The following is a 16979-nucleotide window of genomic DNA, read 5'->3' as shown; positions in this document are numbered from 1 at the left end:
GGCCGTAGTTACCCGGGGGCCCCGGCCTGGTCGTCCAACCCGTGGGCGTACGCCAGCAGTTCGCGGGCCCGCACCGCCGCGTCGGCGACCAGCCGCTCCAGCGGGTCGGCCGCGTCCTGCCGGGCGGGCGGGGCGGGCAGCGGCGGCAGGTCGGGCAGCGGTGCCGGCCGGCGGCCGAACACCTCCTCGGCCGGCGTGCCGTCCGGCAGCGCGACCTCCGCCTCTTCCTCCCCCAGGCTGCCGACGATCGCCTGCATCAGCACGGCGGCCCGGACTTCCTCCCGCACCTGCTGCGCGCCGCGCCCGCGCAGCAGGAGCAGCAGCGTCGGGTCGTCGTCCAGCAGCCAGGACAGCTGGTAGCAGAGCGCGGCCGTGTGCTCGCAGGGGTGGTCGAACGCGTCGCAGTCGCAGTCCGCTTCCAGATCGCCGTAGCCGGGCAGCAGCCGGACCCGGGCGTCCTCGGCGGCTTCCAGCAGGTCGGGCGGCAGGTCTCCGGCGAGCAGCTGCTCGATCACGTCCGGCCGGTCGGCGGCCTTCTCCCAGAGCAACTCCCAGTCGTCTTCGTCGAGTTGCTCCAGGGTGAGCACCGTCGTGAACGGGGTGTCGCCGTCGTGGCCGGTGGTGGAGAGGCGCCCGGGGCTGACGGTGATCGGCCCGAGCCGGCCTGTCCGCGCGCAGGCCCGGCCCTTCTTCAACGTGCGCTCTCCGAGGGAGGTGTCCTCCAGCGCGTCCGCCCAGGCCCTGCCCCACCAGGACTGGCCGCGTACCTGGCTGCCCCGGCGCGCGGTGAAGGCCGGGAAGCCCCGTGCGCCCGTGTCGTTCCCGCTCATCCCGCACTCCTCAGTTCGACCAGGTCGGCCAGCTCTTCGTTGGTCAGCTGCGTCAATGACTGTTCCCCGGCGCCGAGTACCGCGTCCGCCAGGCCCTTCTTCGCTTCGAGCAGGGCGGCGATCCGGTCCTCGACGGTGTCCTCGGCGATCATCCGGTGGACCTGGACGGGGCGGGTCTGCCCGATGCGGTGGGCGCGGTCGGTGGCCTGCGCCTCCACGGCCGGGTTCCACCAGCGGTCGTAGTGCACGACGTGGTCGGCGCGGGTGAGGTTGAGTCCGGTGCCGGCGGCCTTGAGGGAGAGCAGGAAGACCGGCACTTCGCCGTCCTGGAACCGGCGGACCATCTCCTCCCGCCGCGGCACCGGGGTGCCGCCGTGCAGCAGCAGCGTGGGAACGCCGCGCCCGCGCAGGTGTGTCTCCAGCAGCCGCGCCATGGTGACGTACTGGGTGAAGACGAGCGCTGCTCCGCCCTCGGAGATGATGGTGTCGAGCAGTTCGTCGAGCAGTTCCAGCTTTCCGGAACGGCCGGCCAGTGGGGTGCCGGCCGGTTCCTTGAGGAACTGCGCGGGGTGGTTGCAGATCTGTTTCAGGCCGGTGAGCAGTTTGAGCACCAGTCCGCTCCGGGCGATGCCGTCGGTGGCCGCGATCTGTGCCATGACCTCGCGGACCTGGGTCTGGTACAGGGTCCGCTGCTCGGGGGTGAGGGCGACCGGGCGGTCGGTCTCGGTCTTCGGCGGGAGTTCGGGGGCGATGCCCGGGTCCGACTTCTTGCGGCGGAGCAGGAACGGCCGGACCAGTTCGGCCAGCCGCTCGGCGGTGGGCCCGTACTCCCCCGACTCCGCCTGGTACTCCGCGCGTTCGGCGTCGATGGCGGCGATCCAGCGGCGGCGGAACTGGCCGTGGGCGCCGAGGAGTCCGGGGGTGGTCCAGTCGAGGACGGCCCAGAGTTCGGAGAGGTTGTTCTCGACCGGGGTGCCCGTCAGCGCGATCCGCGCGCCACTGGGGATCAGCCGCAGCGCCTTCGCGGTGTCGGAGTGCGGGTTCTTGACGTGCTGGGCCTCGTCCGCGACGACCGCGCTCCAGCGGTGCGCGGCGAGCCGCCCGGCGTCCAGGCGCATCGTGCCGTAGGTGGTCAGGACGAAGCCCGAGTCGGCGCCGTCCAGCGTCCGCTCGGGGCCGTGGTAGCGGCGGACGGGCGTGCCGGGCGCGAACTTCTCCACCTCGCGCTGCCAGTTGCCCAGCAGGGAGGCCGGGCAGACCACGAGGGTGGGGCCGGCGCTGTCCGGGTGCTGCTGGCGCAGCAGGTGCAGCGAGATCAGCTGGACGGTCTTGCCGAGGCCCATGTCGTCGGCGAGGCAGCCGCCGAGGCCGAGCGAGGTGAGGCGGTCCAGCCAGCGCAGGCCGCGCAGTTGGTAGTCGCGCAGGGTGGCGGCGAGCGCGGCGGGCGGCTCGACCGGCTCGGTGCCGCCGTCGGGTTCGGCCAGCCGTCGGCGCAGCGCGAGCAGCCAGGGGCTGGACGCGATCCGCACCTGCGTGCCGCCGATCTCGGTGTACCCGGTGAGGGCGACGGCGAGTGCCTCGACGGCGGTGAGCGGCGGTAGCTCGCGTTCGCGGAGCTTGCGGGCGAGGTCGGTGTCGATGAGTGCGCATTGGCCGCGCAGCAGGGCCAACGGCCGTTCGTTGGTGGCGAGTTCGGCCGTCTCCTGCTCGGTGAGGGGTTCTCCGTCGAGGTCGAACTGCCAGCGCAGATCGACCGTGCCGTCACCGCCGAAGAAGGCTCGCGGGTCGGTGGGCGCGGCCCGCTCGCCGCCGAGGACGGCACGGGCGGTGAGGGAGCGGACGGCGTGCTCGGGCCACCGCACCTCGACGCCGTGGGCGGCGAGCCGGTCGGCGGTGTCGCCGAGCAGGTCCTGCACCTCGTGGTCGGCGAACTCGAGGGCCGAGGGCACCGGCAGCAGGCGGGCGAGCGGCTGCCAGATGTCGGCGGCCCGCCGCAGGGCGAGCACGGTGTCGGCCTGCGCCCGGGGCCCGAACCCGGCCGCCCCGACCCCGGCGAACAGCTCGTGCACATCGGCGCGGACGGTCGGATCGGCCAGGCTGGACACCTGCGGCACCAGCCGCAGGCCGGTCTCCCCGCTGCCGGACACCACGTCCAGGCGCAGCGCCAGCCGGACGCCCGAGTCGAGGCCGGCGGAGATCTCCTCGGCCCAGCCGCGCAGTTGGGGCACGTACTGCGGCTCGACGGCGGCGAACGCCTGGCGGCCGGCCAGCGCGGGTGCGTCGGCGGTGCGCGGCAGCGTGTCGGCGACCGCATCGACGAAGGACCGCAGCAGCCCGTCGACGTCGGGCAGCAGCAGCGGCCCACCGGGCGGCACGGGCAGCGGAACGGCGAGCGCCTCCGCCGGTGCCGCCGCGGCCAGTTCGCGCAGGCGCCGGACGTCCTCCGGGTCGAGCGGGCCGACCCGCCAGGTGTCGTAGCCGGCGTCGGACACGCCGGGGAGCAGCCGTTCGCGCGCGGCGAGGTGCAGGGCGAGGGCGGTGGCGGCGCCCCAGAACGCGGCGCTGGGGGTGCTGGCCGCTTCGCCGTGCGGCCGGCGGGTCAGGGTGAGCGCGGGCAGCGCCTCGGCGACGGTCAGGCGCAGCACCGGGCAGCGGCGCACCGCGAGGGTGCCGCCGTCGGCGGTGACCAGGTCGGCCTCGCCGGGCTCGCCGAACATCAGCTGCGCAGCGTCGGCGTACCGGTACACGAGCCTCCCGGTGCGCGCCGGATCGCCCGGCTCGAAGGCCACCGCGCACTGCGCCAGCAGTTCCGCCTGCTCGCGCGACATTCCCGTCATCTGTTCCGCCCCCTGCATCGTCCTGATCTCAACTCCCGCCGCCCGCATAGCCATTGGCCCCCGTCTACTGCGGATCCTCGGGGTGCGGCCCGGTCGCGTACGGGTTCGGCTCGCCCTCGGCGAGCACCCCCACGAACGGTTCGCCCTCCCCCGCGAAGGTGTACGCGCCGCCCTCGATCCGCCCGATCAGGCCGTGCGTCCATTCCGCTTCGCTGTCGGCCGAGTGCACCCACATGTTCATGATTTCGCCGATGTGGCCGAGCTGTTCGGGCCCGTCCTGCGGCACGTAGTACCCGGTGACCTCGGCCCGCCACCGCTCGAGCCCCGCGATCCGCTCCCGGAGCAGCGCGACGGCCTCGTCCCGCGGCAGGTCGACGATGAACCCGATGGCGGCCGAGAGCACGTCGAGCTTCTGGTCGTACGAGGTCAGCGCCTCGCGCAACAGCTCGAAGTACTCCGCGGTGCCCTGCTCGGTCATCTCGTACTCGACCCGCGGCGGTCCGCCGACGGCGCTCGGCGCGACCTCGTGCGCGACCAGCAGCCCCTGCTTCGCCATCTGCTTGAGCGCGTGGTAGATCGAGCCCGGCTTGGCGCTCGACCACTCGTGCGCCCCCCAGAACTCCAGGTCGTTGCGCACCTGGTAGCCGTGCGCCCGTCCGTGCTGACGGACCGCACCGAGCACCAGTAGCCGGATGGCGGACATGAGTGGCTCCTTCCTCGCCGGGATCAGACTAATCAAATTTGACCAGCTGCGCGCAACAGATTACCGTCCCGGACTAGTCAAGTTTGATTACTGCACTTCTGCCTGGATCACTTGCTGGAGGGGAACGCTTTGAACGACCACGACCCGGCGATCGCCGTCGAGGACCTACGGCCCTGGTGGCGGTGTTCCTCCCGCTCGCGGTGCGACGCTTCAGGGGCCTGAGCCGGTAACTGCTCGACAGGGGACAGTGGCGGGCCGTCGGGGTACCACGGATACCACGAGGCCCGCTGCTGTCCGCACTTCGCCTCTCTTACTGCGGCGCGGGCTGCCGACCGCGCGCCGCTGTCCCTACCACGACTGGCCGTCAGCCCTGTTAGCCCGGCCAGGCAGCGGTGTTCCACCGACCGAGTCACCGCCGCGGCCGTCCTCGCAGCCGGGCGGGCTTCCGGGTACGCATCGGGCTCGACGGGGACCGCCCCCGTCCGACACACCCCACCCAGAACCTCAGGAGGCCGCCATGGCCCGCACCAAGCCCCGCGCCCTGATCGCCCTCGCCGCCCTCGGCGTCCTGGCCGCAGGCGCCGCGACCGCCGCCGTCGCTGGGGCCGTCGACAAGCCCGCCGCCAAACCCGCCATTGCCGCCCCCGACACCCCGGCCGCCGGGGATCGCGCGGCCCAGGCCAGGTACGACCAGGTCGTCAGCGACTTCGTCGACGTGGCCGGCTCCCACGGGAGCGCATTCGCCACCGCGACCTGCCCGCCCGGCGAGGTACCCATCGGCGGTGGCGCCGCGACCAGCGACATCGACATCTTCCTCACCGACTCCCACCCGAACGGCGACTCCTGGATCGTGGCGGGCACCAACACCAGCTCCCAGACCGAGTCCATCCGCGCCTTCGCTGTCTGCACCACTCCCTGACCCACGAGTCGGACCGCCCCGGGGCGGACCGAGCTGGGTAGGAGCCATCCCCGCGTGTGCGGGGCCGAGTGGCCGGTTCGCGGTGACGGGCTCGGTGGTCCGGAGCCATCCCCGCGTGTGCGGGGCCGAGTCGTTGAAGGCGGTTTCCGACCCGAGCGAGGTGGAGCCATCCCCGCGCGTGCGGGGCCGAGCGCCGTCTGCCTGCTGATCTTCATCTCTCAAGCCCCCCTTGGCTGGAGCCATCCCCGCGTGTGCGGGGCCGAGTGCCGGATCGGGCACAGGTGGTGGAGGTGGCAGGAGCCATCCCCGCGTGTGCGGGGCCGAGGGCGGTGAAGAAGGAGTCCGTCGCGTCGTGCAGGAGCCATCCCCGCGTGTGCGGGGCCGGGTACCCGCCGTCCCGGTACGGCACCGCTCCCGCGGAGCCATCCCCGCGTGTGCGGGGCCGTGCCAGCGACGGCGTAGTGCCAGCCTTGACCATGAGAGCCATCCCCGCGTGTGCGGGGCCGGGGCTTTGTGAGCTGTGGGTTTATCGGTGGGGGCGGGCCGAGAGGATCAGTCCGTCGAAGTCGATGGGCTTCCAGCGATCCTTGCCAGCGGTGCGAACGGTCCAGCCTTGCTCGTTGGTAGCAGGCTCGACGAGGACGGCTTGGCCGTCACCGATGCGGGTGGCGAGGAGGTCCCAGAGGCGGTCGCGGACGCGGCGGCTGGGGGTGCCCACGAAGACGCCGGCGTTGACCTCGACCATCCAGCGGGTGAGGTGGCCGCGTAGGCCGTCGGGGGCTGCGATGAGGATGATGACGGTCATGGGCCGCTCGTACCCTGGGTGAACTCCGGGCCGATGATGGCCAGGTGGTCGTCTCCCATTCCCGGATCTGACATGGCGTGCGTCGGGGTTCCTTCCGTGCCTGACCAGTTGACGCCACCCTGAACCGTGCCGACGCGTTCGTCCCAGAGTTCGTTGACCTCGATGTCGGACATCGCGGTCCCGTCCGGGCTGAGAAGGGTCTTGACGTCGCTGACGATTCGGCCGAGCAGTCTGTCCTGTGCAATGCGGTCGCGCAGTCCGAGACGGGCGTCACGTTCCTCGGTGTGGCCTTCCTTGGCAAGGTCGAAGGCGAGCGGGATGGTGTACTCGGCCTTGTAAAGGTCGGCGATGTCGAGGACGAACGACGTGGCCAGACCGGTGTGGACGAAGCCGAGCCCGGGGCTCGCGCCCAGGCCGGTGATGACGGCGTGGCAGATGCCGTAGAGCGCGGCATTGGCGGCCGACAGGAGCCGGTTGAGGTCGTCACCTGCGGCATACGCGTCACCGGCTTTGTACACGCGGCCGTTCCACGCGACTCCGGTCCGACGTGACTCGGACTGGTAGATCTTGCGGATGCGGGCACCTTCACGACCGCGAAGCTGCTGCATGGTGGCGGTGTCGACATCCTCACCGGGGAATCGCATCCGGTACATGTTCCGTGCCACGGCCAGGCGTTCCTTGGTCCGACTCACCAACCAGGCTTGCCGGTTGAGGAGACCCGCACCACGGCTTGGCCCCAGCCCGGCGGCATACATGCGGACGCCCTGCTCGCCGACCCAGCACACGGTGGTGCCGGAGTCGGCGAGGAGGTTGATCGCGCCGTGAGTCACGCGAGTGCCAGGGCCGAGGAGCATGACGGCGATCATGGCGGCGGGGACACGGACGGTCTCACGTTTGTTGATCACGACGACAGCGTTCTCGTCGCGGTCGATGTGGCTGCGTTCGACGTAGACGCTGGAGACCCGGTCGGCAAGGCGGTGCAGGTCGTGGGGGTGGGCCTTCCACCAGATGTCGGCCATCGGTCAGCGGGATCCGGTGGGCAGCGGGGCAAGGGTGAGCAGGCCGCAGCCATAGGCCTTGGACGGGCCGATGCCACCGAGGAGGGCGGTCTGCAGGAGGCTTGGGTCGGTAATGCGCAGGCGACCTTCGAAGGTTGCGGTGGTGAGGGTGACGGGTGTGCGGGTGCCGGGCTTGGTGAAGGTCGTACGGCTGCGGTCGGTGATCCGCACTTCCTGGGCGGGGGGCGCGTCGAAGGACGGTACGGCCGTGGGCAGTTCGAGGCCCGGTGCCGGTTGGTCGGTGTGCGCTGCGGGGATCATGAAACCCCAGCGGGGGGTGCGTTCCAGGAACCAGGTGAGCTGATGGGCGGCGGTGCGGTGGGCCATCCGATAGGAACGGTGGTGGAGTTCGGCGGCCGTCTTGGTGTGGTGCGCGCCGGGCTTGTCGGGCTTGGAGGTGTTCTGGACGGGACTGGCCTTGAGCCGGAAGGCGAACTCCCGGCCGATGGCGAGCTGACCGAGCAGGGGGCTGTAGTCGCGGATCGCGTAGTGCTCGCCTTCGGCGTCGGGCCACCCGGCCTGTTCGACGATATGGGTCCAGTCCGGCTTGGACGGCGTGAGGGCCAGCAGCACGGGGCGGCGCGGGTGGTCGGCATCCAGGCGCCACAGGATCCGGTCGCCGGGGGAAGTGTCGGGGATGCCTGCCACGACGGCGCCGTGCAAGGCACGAGGGTTGGCGAGCAGGGTACGGCTCGCGGCGCGCAGCGGGTTGATGCGGACGCGGGAGAGGTAGGTCATCGGGTCACCAGCCCAGCAGGGCGAACGGGTCGTGGCCGCCGGCGGCCGAGGCCGGCTGCGCGATCGTGGCGGACGGCGCGAAGCCGGTGGGGACGTCGAGCCAGGCATGGCGGATCCGTCGGGTGGAGAATCCGCGGTCGCGGGGCGCGAAGGAGCGCGGAACGTCTTGGACGGTGTCGTCGCCCGACGGGTCGTCGAAGGTCGCGGCCAGGTCAATGTGGTGTGGTGAGAACGGCTGGGGTCCCCGCGTGGCTCTCCGCCGGAAGGCCTCCTTGGCGACACGTCCCGCCTGCCACGGTTCCTCGGCCAGGGCGTCCTCGAGGGTGCCGCCGCGCACCGCTCCGATCGCGAGCGGCTGGGTGGGGACGCAGGAGCGGCGGCCGAGGGCGAGCGGGAAGGCCGGCCGGCGGATCGCCTCGGCAAGCGTCGCAACGAGAGCAGCCGGGCCCTGGACAGCGGCGACGAACACCGCGTCCTGGAGGTAGTAGCGGTGGGTGACGTGGGTGTCCTTGGCCGGGGAGGTCGGCTTCTGAACGCCCTTGGCGTTGACCCCGGCCTGCGGCAGCGGCCGGTCCCGGTAGTCGCTGACGGTGTGGTAGTCGCGCAACAGCGTTCCCGGCTGGTCGACGCGTACGCCCAGACGCAAATCGACCAGATCGGCGAGGTCGGCTCCGCGGGGCCGCCCCGCAGCGGCGGCGAGCAGGCCGACAACTCCGGACTTGGTCGGCTGGGGCCGGCTTTCGCGGCGGTTGAAGGCGCTGCGATCACCCCAGGACTGCAGCGGCCCGGCCAGGCGCAGGACGAGCACCGCCTGTTCCTCGTTCTGCCCCGGCGCGGGGGAGATGGGGTCGGCAGGCATCAGTTGTCGTTCGTCCGCTCGGTGAGGACGGCACGCAGGCCGTCGCGAAGTTCGGTGAAGGTGCGGTTGGCGCCGAAGGCCTCTGTCAGTTTCTGCGCCGTCCCGTCGCTGTCCGTGCTGACGGTGTGGCAAATGCTGACGTGCACGGGGCAGTCGCCCCACTGTTCGGTGGCGGTGGAGAACTCCGCAGCGAGGCGGCGCGCGGACTCGGCCACCATGCCCCGACTCGCCGGGACGGGGTTCTCGTAGGCGGAAACCAGGTTCACCGGCTGGTCGGCGCGGACGACGACGGCCACCAGGCTCGGACGGGTCCGGTGGGCGAAGGAGTTTCCGTAGCCGGTGGGCATGGAGCGGGCGAAGGAGTCGACGAACAGGTCGACGGCATCAACGGCGGCCTTGTCGTCACCGAGGTTCTCCCGCAGCTGGTGCAGGCCGACGGTGGCGTAGCGGTAGAGCGTCGCGGAGTTGAAGCCGATGGTGCCGATCATGCCCGCGCCGGTCTCTTCGGCAGTGTTCTCGTCGTCCACGGCCGTGTAGTAGTCGAACTCCAGCTCGGTGGCGTGGGTGGAAATCGCATGGGCAACCTGCGTCGAGGCGTCGACGTTCAGGCCGGGGATGTCGGCAACCATCCTGCCGAAGAGCGCGACGTCTGCCGGATGGCCGGTCTGCAGCTGCTGCTTGACCGGAAGCTCCTTGACGGCCTCCTCCAGCGCCTTCGCGTCGAGGGCGGCAAGGTCGGTGGTGCTCCCGGCGACCAGGTCGACGATGCCGTCCAACTGGCGGCGCCCGTAGAAGAGGAGGTACGCGGTGTCGCCCTCCTTCTTCCCGGCGGAGATCCCGGTCGACTTGATCAGGGCGCCGGCGATCCGCCGGGCATCCTCGTCCCCGAGGCCGGTGCGCGTGACGATGCCCTTGGCGAGTTGGGCGGCGATCCGCTTGGTGCGGGTGGCGAAGTCCTGCGGGTCGTGACCCTGGGTGAAGTGAATACGGGTGGCCCGCTTCCACGCTTGGGAGGAGACGCGGGAGCGGCGCGTGCCGCCGAAGTAGGCCTCCTTGGGGTTCCCGTTGTCGTCACGGTTGAGATTGGCCGGCGGGACGGTCTGCAGGATGTGGATGTCGATGTAGAGACGGTCGGTCATGCGCTTCTCCCCGGGGATGGCAAGGGCTGTGGGTGGTGGAAGGGTCAGGAGCTCTCAGGAGTCGGCGGGTTCCTGGTCCTTCCACGTCTGGTAGCCGATGGCCCACTTGAGACGGACCTGCGGGCGCCGGTCGACGCGGTGCCAGGCCTGGATGTCCGCCATCAGGTGGTCGTAGTCCAACGGCTGGCCGACGGTTCGCAGTTGGGTGATCAGCCCGCGCAGGTGGACCAACAGCGCGGACACGCTGGTGGCGCTCGCGAGTTGGGCGACCCGGGTGTCCAGTGCCTGCTCGCTGAACTTGCCGGTGCGGCGCAGCGCGCGCAGTGCCGCCCCGAGTTTGACGCCCCGCCGGTGCATCGGCGCGGACTGGCCCTGCTGATGCAGACCGAAGAGGGCCAGGGCGGCGTGCTCGGCCTTCTGTTCGTCGGAGACCTCGTCGCGCAGCGCGAGGACGTCGTTGACCTCGCAACTGTAAAGCGGCCACATCTTGGGGCTGTCCATGACGGGCCGTCCCAGGCCGGAGCGCAGTGCCGCGAGTTCCTCGCCCGGCGGCCGGCCGGGCTTTCCGGTGCGGGGGTCGATGCGCCAGGTGTGGTCGGGGCCAGTGAATGCGTCCCAGTACCGGCGCCGGTTGGCGGTGGTGGTGTGCTCAGTGGTCATAGTCCGCTCCAGTGGCGGGATCGAAGTCGGCGGCGAGCCCGGTACCGGGGGTGAGACCGGTGCCGGCTGCCCGACCGGCTGCCGCTTGCAGTGCAGAGTTAGCGTGCCGGGGGAGAATCTCGTTGACCTGACGCAAGAAATTCGCGAAGGCTGCGCCAAGCTTGTAGGTCTGGGTCCTTCCCGCTCTACCGCCCTGCTCAAGAGTCCGACCATCGAACGTGCCGGCGGGCGCGGCCAGCAGGAGCGTGCTCGCCACGTCCCACACCTGGCGGTGGGCAGCCTGTTCCCAGGCGAGTCGGCCCTGGTCCAGTACGTCCTCGCCGGTACCAGCTGCGCGCACACCGGCGATCAGGCGACGCACCAGGGGATCGAGGCCGTGCAGGAGAACCTCCCCGGGACGCTGGCCCTTGTCCCAGGGGATGGGGTCGGTGCCGGCGGCCCGGCGCAGGTCTGCGGACAGGTTGTTGACTGCATGGGCCAGCCGTTCCGCCTGCTCCGCAGCATCCAGCAGTAGTTGGTGTGCCTCGCTGTCCTGGCTGAGGGCCAGTACCGGCAGCGGGATGGAGTCGTGGATGACGTCCTCGATGACGGAGGACTGGGTGCCGTAGACGACGCCGAAGGTCTCGACCCGCAGCGGATAGTCGGCATCGAGGGTGCCGATCTCCCGCAGGGCGCTGACCTCGTCGAGCAGGATGCTCGTCTCGAACAGGCCCTCGGTGTTCTGCCGGGTAGGGGCGAGGAGCGCGTCCAGGCCCCGCCAGGCGGCCTTGCCCGGGGTGTGCCTACGCGGCTTGCGCTCCGGTACGACGGCTGTGGACTTCTTGGCGGGCCCGGTGAACGTCCAGGCGGTGTGCGGTTCCTGACCGGTCAGGGGAGTGAGCCGGTCACCGGCGCTGATGACGACCCGGGCGACCTTCAGCCGGCCGTCCTGGTCCTGGTGCGGGACGAGCCGGATCCGACGGGCCTGCCAGGTCCAGAGGTCGAGCAGTCCTTCGGCCGCACGCACCTTCCAGGCCGGACCGTGCGGACCCCTCGTCCACTGCGGAACACCGACGACGGACGGCGCAGTAACCGGGAGGTTCAGCAGGAGGGTCTCATAGAGGGTGCCCCCGGCCGGGATGATGACGCCGAGTTGGCCGAGCGGGCCGGTCGGGTTCCCTGTCGTCTTGCCTGCCTTGACCTGATCGTCGCCGACGACCCCGGTCTTGATCGCAGCGGTGTCCCAGCAGTGGGCGTGCACCAGCCAGTGGGCTGCCTGGGCCGGTGCCAGGTCGAGGGGATCCGCGTCCGTGCGGTTGGCGAACAGCGGGACGTTGTTGCCGCTCGCCGCGGTCGCGACGAGCGCGGCAGAGCCCTTCGTCTCGTCCTTGGCGGTGCGCAGCCCTGCGACCTGCGCAAAGGGAGCGATCGGGTCGAAGAGGTCGAACCTGACGCGGTGATCGTCGAAGTATGCCTGAATCCGCTCGAGTTCATCCTTCGTGAACCCGTCCTTCTGCACCAGCCGGTCGCCCTTCTCGCGAAGCGTCCGGGGCACGCCTGTAGCGTGGGCGACGACCGGCAGCAGGACTTGGCGCAGCACCGCCGGGAGTTGGGTGGAGAACTCGACGACGAGGCCTTCGAGTTCGTGGGCCCGAGCCAGCACATCGGCGATTCCCAGCTTCACGGGCGGCCCGCCGCCGACGGGGCGCGCCGTCAGCCACGGCTCGTCGACCAGGTTGTAGCCAGGCACGCACTGTTCTCCCAACTGGCCTTGCTCAGCTTGCTGTTGGTTCATCGTGGCATCAAGCATTACCTATTTGTGGGCAAATGCTTGAATTGCCCCTCTTGGCCCCGAAGGCTCGGATCGAACGGGGATGACTGCATGGCTTCCGGCCCGGCGCCGAACGCACGTGGCACCCCGTTCGCGAGGAGGAGGAACGTGCGAGCGGAACGACGCTCCGCCCGCCCCTACCGATACGACTGCCCGCCCGTCACCACGAGTCCGAGCAGGTCGTCGTAGCGCAGCCGGACGTCACCGATGGCAGCCTCGCCCTGCCCGTCAAGTTCCAGGGCCGGAGCGTGGCGCAGCCACGGATGGTCCCGCCAGCCCGGCAGCGGACCGAGTGCCCGCTCGGCCTCGTCCGTCAGCATTGCGGGCAGGCGCACCACCCCGGAGAGCACGTCGTCCACCACCTCGGCCGCGACCTCTCCGTTCGGTCCGAGCCGACGGCCCGTCACCGCCCGAAAACCGTCCTTGTCGTCCCGGTGGACCAGGACCACCTCCACGCTGCGGTCCCCGTCCCGGACGAGCGCCTCGAACTGCCCCTCCGACAGCGCCCCGTGGCCCCCGAAGTGCAGGCCCGCCAGCGTGGGCGCCCCGTGTTCCCCCGCCCTGGTCAGCACATACTCGGCGGCACTCGCCCGACGCCCGGCCTGCCGTTCCTCCCACTCCTGCCGGGCCTGAGCCTCGGCACCCGCCCACGCGGCCGGGACGACGGAGTCCGTGCCGTAAACCCGGGCTACCAGGTCCGGCACCCGGCCGGGAACGCTCCAGGTGCCTTTCCCATCCCGCGCCGTCCACCAGACCTCCGCAGCTGTGCGCAGCAGCAGATAGCGCCCGTAGATACGTTTGGACGCACGCAGGATGTACGGCGCGCCGTTGGCGTCTCCGTCGTCATCGAAACCGACGCCGGTGACGACCACGGCCGGCCGGGCCAGCGCGCGGGGGCGTCGCACGCCGTCGTGCCGGTGGAGTCGGCCGATGCGCTGAAGAAGCAGGTCCATCGGGGCGAGGTCGGTGATCAGCAGATCTGCATCGACGTCGAAGGACTGCTCGGCAAGCTGGGTGGCCACCACGATCAGCCGATCCGGACGCTCGACGCCCGCTTGCGGCGGGCCGAGGAGGCGCAGCACCTCCTCGGTCCGGTCCGCCCGGTGGCCTGCGTGGAGGCGTCCGTGCAGGAGCCGCACATCCTCACCGAACTCCTTGCCGAGCGCCTGGAACGCGGCTTGGGCGCGGGCCACCGTGTTCCGGATGACCAGGACGCATCCGCCCTTGGCCAGACGCTGCCTCAGGAGTTCCACGAGGGCCGCGTCCGCCGGACCCGGTTCATGTGGCGCTCCACCGGTGCCAACCCGCCTCGGCGGCTCGTCCAGTACCTCGACCCGCACCGGGAAGTCCTCGCGCCATGGCTCGGTGCTCTCCACCAGCGACTTCGGCGCCCCACCCGGCCCGGGCCAAACCGCCGTCACGCTCGGATAGCCCCGAGGCTCGGCAAGCTCCTCAACCTCCGCTGCCTCCGCCGACCGTGTACCGGCCAGGTACGAGGCGACGAGGCGGCGTCGCTGCTCAGGTGGCAGCGTCGCCGACAGCAGCACCACCGGCACCCCTGCCTGCCCGAGCCACCACAGGCCCTCCAGCAGGAATTGCGACATGTAGACGTCGGCGGCATGCACTTCATCGAGAATCACGACCTTGCCGACCAGGCCGGCCATCCGAAGCATGACGTGCTTGGTGCGGGTCGCGGCGTACAGGAGCTGGTCGATCGTCCCGACCGCGAACGGGCTCAGCAGACCGCGGCGACGGCCGAGGAACCATTCGGCGGGCGCCCTCCGCTCCGCTTCCTGGCAGCCGTCCGACCATAGGGCGGGCAGGCTGTACTCGTCCTCCCCCACCGACGCGAAACAGTCGTCGGCGTCCTGCCCCCACTGGCCCGCGCCCTCCAAGAGGCCGCGCCACTCCTTGTTGAACATCCGTTTGCCGTGCAACAGGGCGACCTGGTCGTCGAGCCCGTCTTCGACCTCGCGCAGCCACGACCGCATCTGGGTGAACATCGGATCGGCCGTCGCCTGGGTCGGCATCCCCTGGAACACGCCGTCCGCACCGTACCGAGCAGCCATCAACTCGGCCGCCGCCAAAGCCGCTTTGGTCTTCCCCTCCCCCATAGGAGCCTCGACAATCACCAGGCCCGGCCCGTCCATCCGACGCACCACGTCCAGAACCAGCTCCTGTGAGCGCCGTGGCCCGTGGCCGAAACGGTCCTGGAACGCCTCCGGGCCCGGCACCGGCAGCACCCCCCAACCCCCGCGCAGGCCCAGGTTCGTCCACGCCGCCGCGGCCCGCTGCCGGGCCCGGCACATCGTCACCGCCGCCAGGTCCGATACTCCCGGGAAGTGCCTCTCGTCGCTGGCGATCCAGTCCGCCATCACCACCAGGCCGGACAACTGAAGCTGCACCGCGCGACACGGCACCACGACAGGCTCCACCGCTGCCAGCGGCTCGCCCCCGGAGTCGCCGTAGCCGAGCTCACGGGAGAACACCTCCACCAACGCCGCCTGCGCCAACTTCCAGGACGGCCCCTTCCCCTGAAGGTCCTCCTTCTTCGGCCGCAACTGCCCCAACGTGGGGAACCGCCCGTGGTGCCCCGCGACGAGCGGCCACAGCCACTCGACGTGCTCCTCCGCCCACCCCGCCCCTGCGAGCGCCGCCCGCAGCAACCGGCCGCCGGCCCGGTCGTGACGCCAAGTCTCCCTATCCACCGCATACTTGTCCCAAGAGAGGCCGGTCCTTCGGACTGCCGCCTCCCCCGCGACATCGAGGCGCTGAAAAGCGGGAACGGCCTTGCCGAAGTCATGCACCCCGCACAACCACGCGAACAGCCGCCGCCCCTTCCCAGGCCCCCCGGCGAGAAGATCCACCTGCCGCCGCGTAACTGGCGGCAAGTAGCAGTCCCATACGACCTCGGCCACCGCCGCAGTGTCCAACATGTGCGACAGCAACAGATTGGCGGTCCCCCCGGCCCGCCCGGCCGACTTCCCCCACAACGCGCCCAACCATGCCCTGACCTCGGCGGGGTATAACTGCCAGCGGTCCTCGGGCACCGTTCCGACCTCCATGTACGGGTACGCTTCGGAAGAGTAGATCTCGGCACCGACAACTCGCCGGACAGTCAAGCAAAATGACGAAATATCATGAACAGCATGCAAGCTTCCCGCCCGAATCGAACTAAATCAATCAGCACCACCTGACGCGCATCGCCGCAGGTCACAAAGCGTCGTCCCCGCGCTCGCGGGGGTTGCTCCGACGTGTACGCGGGCGTCACCGGGAAGCCCGTGTCGTCCCCGCGCTCGCGGGGGTTGCTCCACGAGATCGCCGGGGGCGGCCTCGGCCTGGCTGTCGTCCCCGCGCTCGCGGGGGTTGCTCCGCCCACGGCATCCACCCGGGCTTCATCCTCGAGTCGTCCCCGTGCTCGCGGGGGTTGCTCCGTCTCCACCGGGGTGGCGACGCTTTACCGGCCGTCGTCCCCGCGCTCGCGGGGGTTGCTCCAGGATGCTGGTGGCGTCCATATAGAGCTGACCGTCGTCCCCGCGCTCGCGGGGGTTGCTCCATCTTCGGTCCGGCGAACGCAGCCGGGGCCGGGTCGTCCCCGCGCTCGCGGGGGTTGCTCCGTGATCGGGTCTTTGTGCATCAGGTTCGCTTCGTCGTCCCCGCGCTCGCGGGGGTTGCTCCACTGCCAGCCGCACCATCCCCGCTCCGGCAGGGTCGTCCCCGCGCTCGCGGGGGTTGCTCCACCCCCTCCACTTCGGCCGCCGCTGAACCGGTGTCGTCCCCGCGCTCGCGGGGGTTGCTCCGTCCGCCCCGGCTCGTTCGGGTACTCCCACCCGTCGTCCCCGCGCTCGCGGGGGTTGCTCCCTCGGCAGCCCGTTCCGGTCAGTGTTCGAGAAGTCGTCCCCGCGCTCGCGGGGGTTGCTCCGCACCCGAGGCGACCGCTACCGGACCGCCTGGGTCGTCCCCGCGCTCGCGGGGGTTGCTCCCACACCGGGAAACCGGAACCGGTTTTCACGACGTCGTCCCCGCGCTCGCGGGGGTTGCTCCCCTCGTCCCACAGCGGCCGACGGACGCCCGGAGTCGTCCCCGTGCTCGCGGGGGTTGCTCCCGTTCGGCCATCCGGAGCTGGCCTCGCGGCCGGTCGTCCCCGCGCTCGCGGGGGTTGCTCCCCGCTGGTCAGCGGCCCCGGCACGGCGTGCCGGTCGTCCCCGCGCTCGCGGGGGTTGCTCCGCAGGCGGCGGTCCCCGGGATGAAGGAAGCACGTCGTCCCCGCGCTCGCGGGGGTTGCTCCAGCAGTTGCGCCCTCCCCCGCCGCGATCAGGCGTCGTCCCCGCGCTCGCGGGGGTTGCTCGGGCGGGGAGTGGCAGGTGAAGGATGGGGAGGCGTCGTCCCCGCGCTCGCGGGGGTTGCTCTCCCGCCTTTCACCCTCACCTGACACCCCGAGAGTCGTCCCCGCGCTCGCGGGGGTTGCTCCGATCCTGGCATGGACAGCGAGCACCAGGACCAGTCGTCCCCGCGCTCGCGGGGGTTGCTCCCTCAGCATGAAAAGGACCACCGCGTATCACCGGTCGTCCTCGCGCTCGCGGGGGTTGCTCCCGAGAGGCACACACCATGACCGTCGCCA

Annotated in this window: 12 protein-coding genes and 2 CRISPR repeat arrays (1 of these 14 running past the window's edge); of the genes, 1 reads left to right on the top strand and 11 read right to left on the bottom strand. The window is 71.2% G+C overall.

Annotated elements, in window-relative coordinates; all coding sequences use genetic code 11:
• Positions 1 to 8: 8 nt before the first annotated feature.
• The 3 genes from ACFYS8_RS15090 to ACFYS8_RS15080 form a co-directional block, all read right to left on the bottom strand.
• Entirely contained in the window at positions 9 to 830 is an 822-nt protein-coding gene (locus ACFYS8_RS15090; protein ID WP_387640847.1) for an SWIM zinc finger family protein, read from the bottom strand.
• On the bottom strand, positions 827 to 3667 hold the full coding sequence (locus ACFYS8_RS15085; protein WP_387640845.1) for a DEAD/DEAH box helicase: 2841 nt from the start codon (positions 3665 to 3667) through the stop codon (positions 827 to 829). Before ACFYS8_RS15085 ends, ACFYS8_RS15090 begins: the two co-directional genes overlap by 4 nt.
• A gap of 64 nt (positions 3668 to 3731) precedes the next feature.
• Positions 3732 to 4370 carry a PadR family transcriptional regulator gene (locus ACFYS8_RS15080; RefSeq protein WP_387640842.1) on the bottom strand — a complete coding sequence of 213 codons (639 nt, stop codon included), beginning with the start codon at positions 4368 to 4370 and terminating at the stop codon, positions 3732 to 3734.
• Between the two features lie 517 nt (positions 4371 to 4887).
• Here ACFYS8_RS15080 and ACFYS8_RS15075 point away from each other — a divergent pair.
• Positions 4888 to 5289, top strand: a complete 402-nt coding sequence (locus tag ACFYS8_RS15075; protein WP_387640840.1) for a hypothetical protein — start codon at positions 4888 to 4890, stop codon at positions 5287 to 5289.
• A 40-nt stretch (positions 5290 to 5329) separates the two neighbouring features.
• Positions 5330 to 5795: direct repeats of the CRISPR family, unit length 26 nt; unit sequence GAGCCATCCCCGCGTGTGCGGGGCCG.
• Between the two features lie 20 nt (positions 5796 to 5815).
• Here the strand turns inward: ACFYS8_RS15075 and cas2e are convergent.
• From cas2e to cas3, 8 genes are all read right to left on the bottom strand, one after another.
• On the bottom strand, positions 5816 to 6094 hold the full coding sequence (gene cas2e / locus ACFYS8_RS15070) for a type I-E CRISPR-associated endoribonuclease Cas2e (RefSeq protein ID WP_387640837.1): 279 nt from the start codon (positions 6092 to 6094) through the stop codon (positions 5816 to 5818).
• Complete coding sequence (gene cas1e / locus ACFYS8_RS15065; protein WP_387640834.1) at positions 6091 to 7113, bottom strand: type I-E CRISPR-associated endonuclease Cas1e; 1023 nt, start codon at positions 7111 to 7113, stop codon at positions 6091 to 6093. Before cas1e ends, cas2e begins: the two co-directional genes overlap by 4 nt.
• A 3-nt stretch (positions 7114 to 7116) precedes the next feature.
• Positions 7117 to 7890 carry a type I-E CRISPR-associated protein Cas6/Cse3/CasE gene (cas6e, locus tag ACFYS8_RS15060; RefSeq protein ID WP_387640832.1) on the bottom strand — a complete coding sequence of 258 codons (774 nt, stop codon included), beginning with the start codon at positions 7888 to 7890 and terminating at the stop codon, positions 7117 to 7119.
• Positions 7891 to 7894: 4 nt separating this feature from the next.
• Positions 7895 to 8749 (bottom strand): type I-E CRISPR-associated protein Cas5/CasD, encoded by an 855-nt coding sequence (gene cas5e / locus ACFYS8_RS15055; protein ID WP_387640829.1) that lies wholly within the window; start codon positions 8747 to 8749, stop codon positions 7895 to 7897.
• The gene (gene cas7e / locus ACFYS8_RS15050; protein WP_387640826.1) at positions 8749 to 9888 is read right to left on the bottom strand and encodes a type I-E CRISPR-associated protein Cas7/Cse4/CasC; all 1140 of its coding nucleotides are present in this window, start codon (positions 9886 to 9888) and stop codon (positions 8749 to 8751) included. Before cas7e ends, cas5e begins: the two co-directional genes overlap by 1 nt.
• Positions 9889 to 9942: 54 nt before the next feature.
• The gene (gene casB / locus ACFYS8_RS15045; protein ID WP_387640824.1) at positions 9943 to 10548 is read right to left on the bottom strand and encodes a type I-E CRISPR-associated protein Cse2/CasB; all 606 of its coding nucleotides are present in this window, start codon (positions 10546 to 10548) and stop codon (positions 9943 to 9945) included.
• On the bottom strand, positions 10538 to 12337 hold the full coding sequence (casA, locus tag ACFYS8_RS15040; protein WP_387640821.1) for a type I-E CRISPR-associated protein Cse1/CasA: 1800 nt from the start codon (positions 12335 to 12337) through the stop codon (positions 10538 to 10540). Before casA ends, casB begins: the two co-directional genes overlap by 11 nt.
• Positions 12338 to 12495: 158 nt before the next feature.
• Positions 12496 to 15408: a CRISPR-associated helicase Cas3' gene (gene cas3, locus ACFYS8_RS15035; RefSeq protein WP_387640819.1), complete on the bottom strand. Its 2913-nt coding sequence runs from the start codon at positions 15406 to 15408 to the stop codon at positions 12496 to 12498.
• A 172-nt stretch (positions 15409 to 15580) separates the two neighbouring features.
• Positions 15581 to 16979: direct repeats of the CRISPR family, unit length 29 nt; unit sequence GTCGTCCCCGCGCTCGCGGGGGTTGCTCC; it runs 277 nt beyond the window's last position.

The organism is Kitasatospora sp. NPDC004615 (genome assembly GCF_042873545.1).
GTDB lineage: Bacteria > Actinomycetota > Actinomycetes > Streptomycetales > Streptomycetaceae > Kitasatospora.
This window is presented reverse-complemented; position numbering and strand designations above follow the sequence as displayed.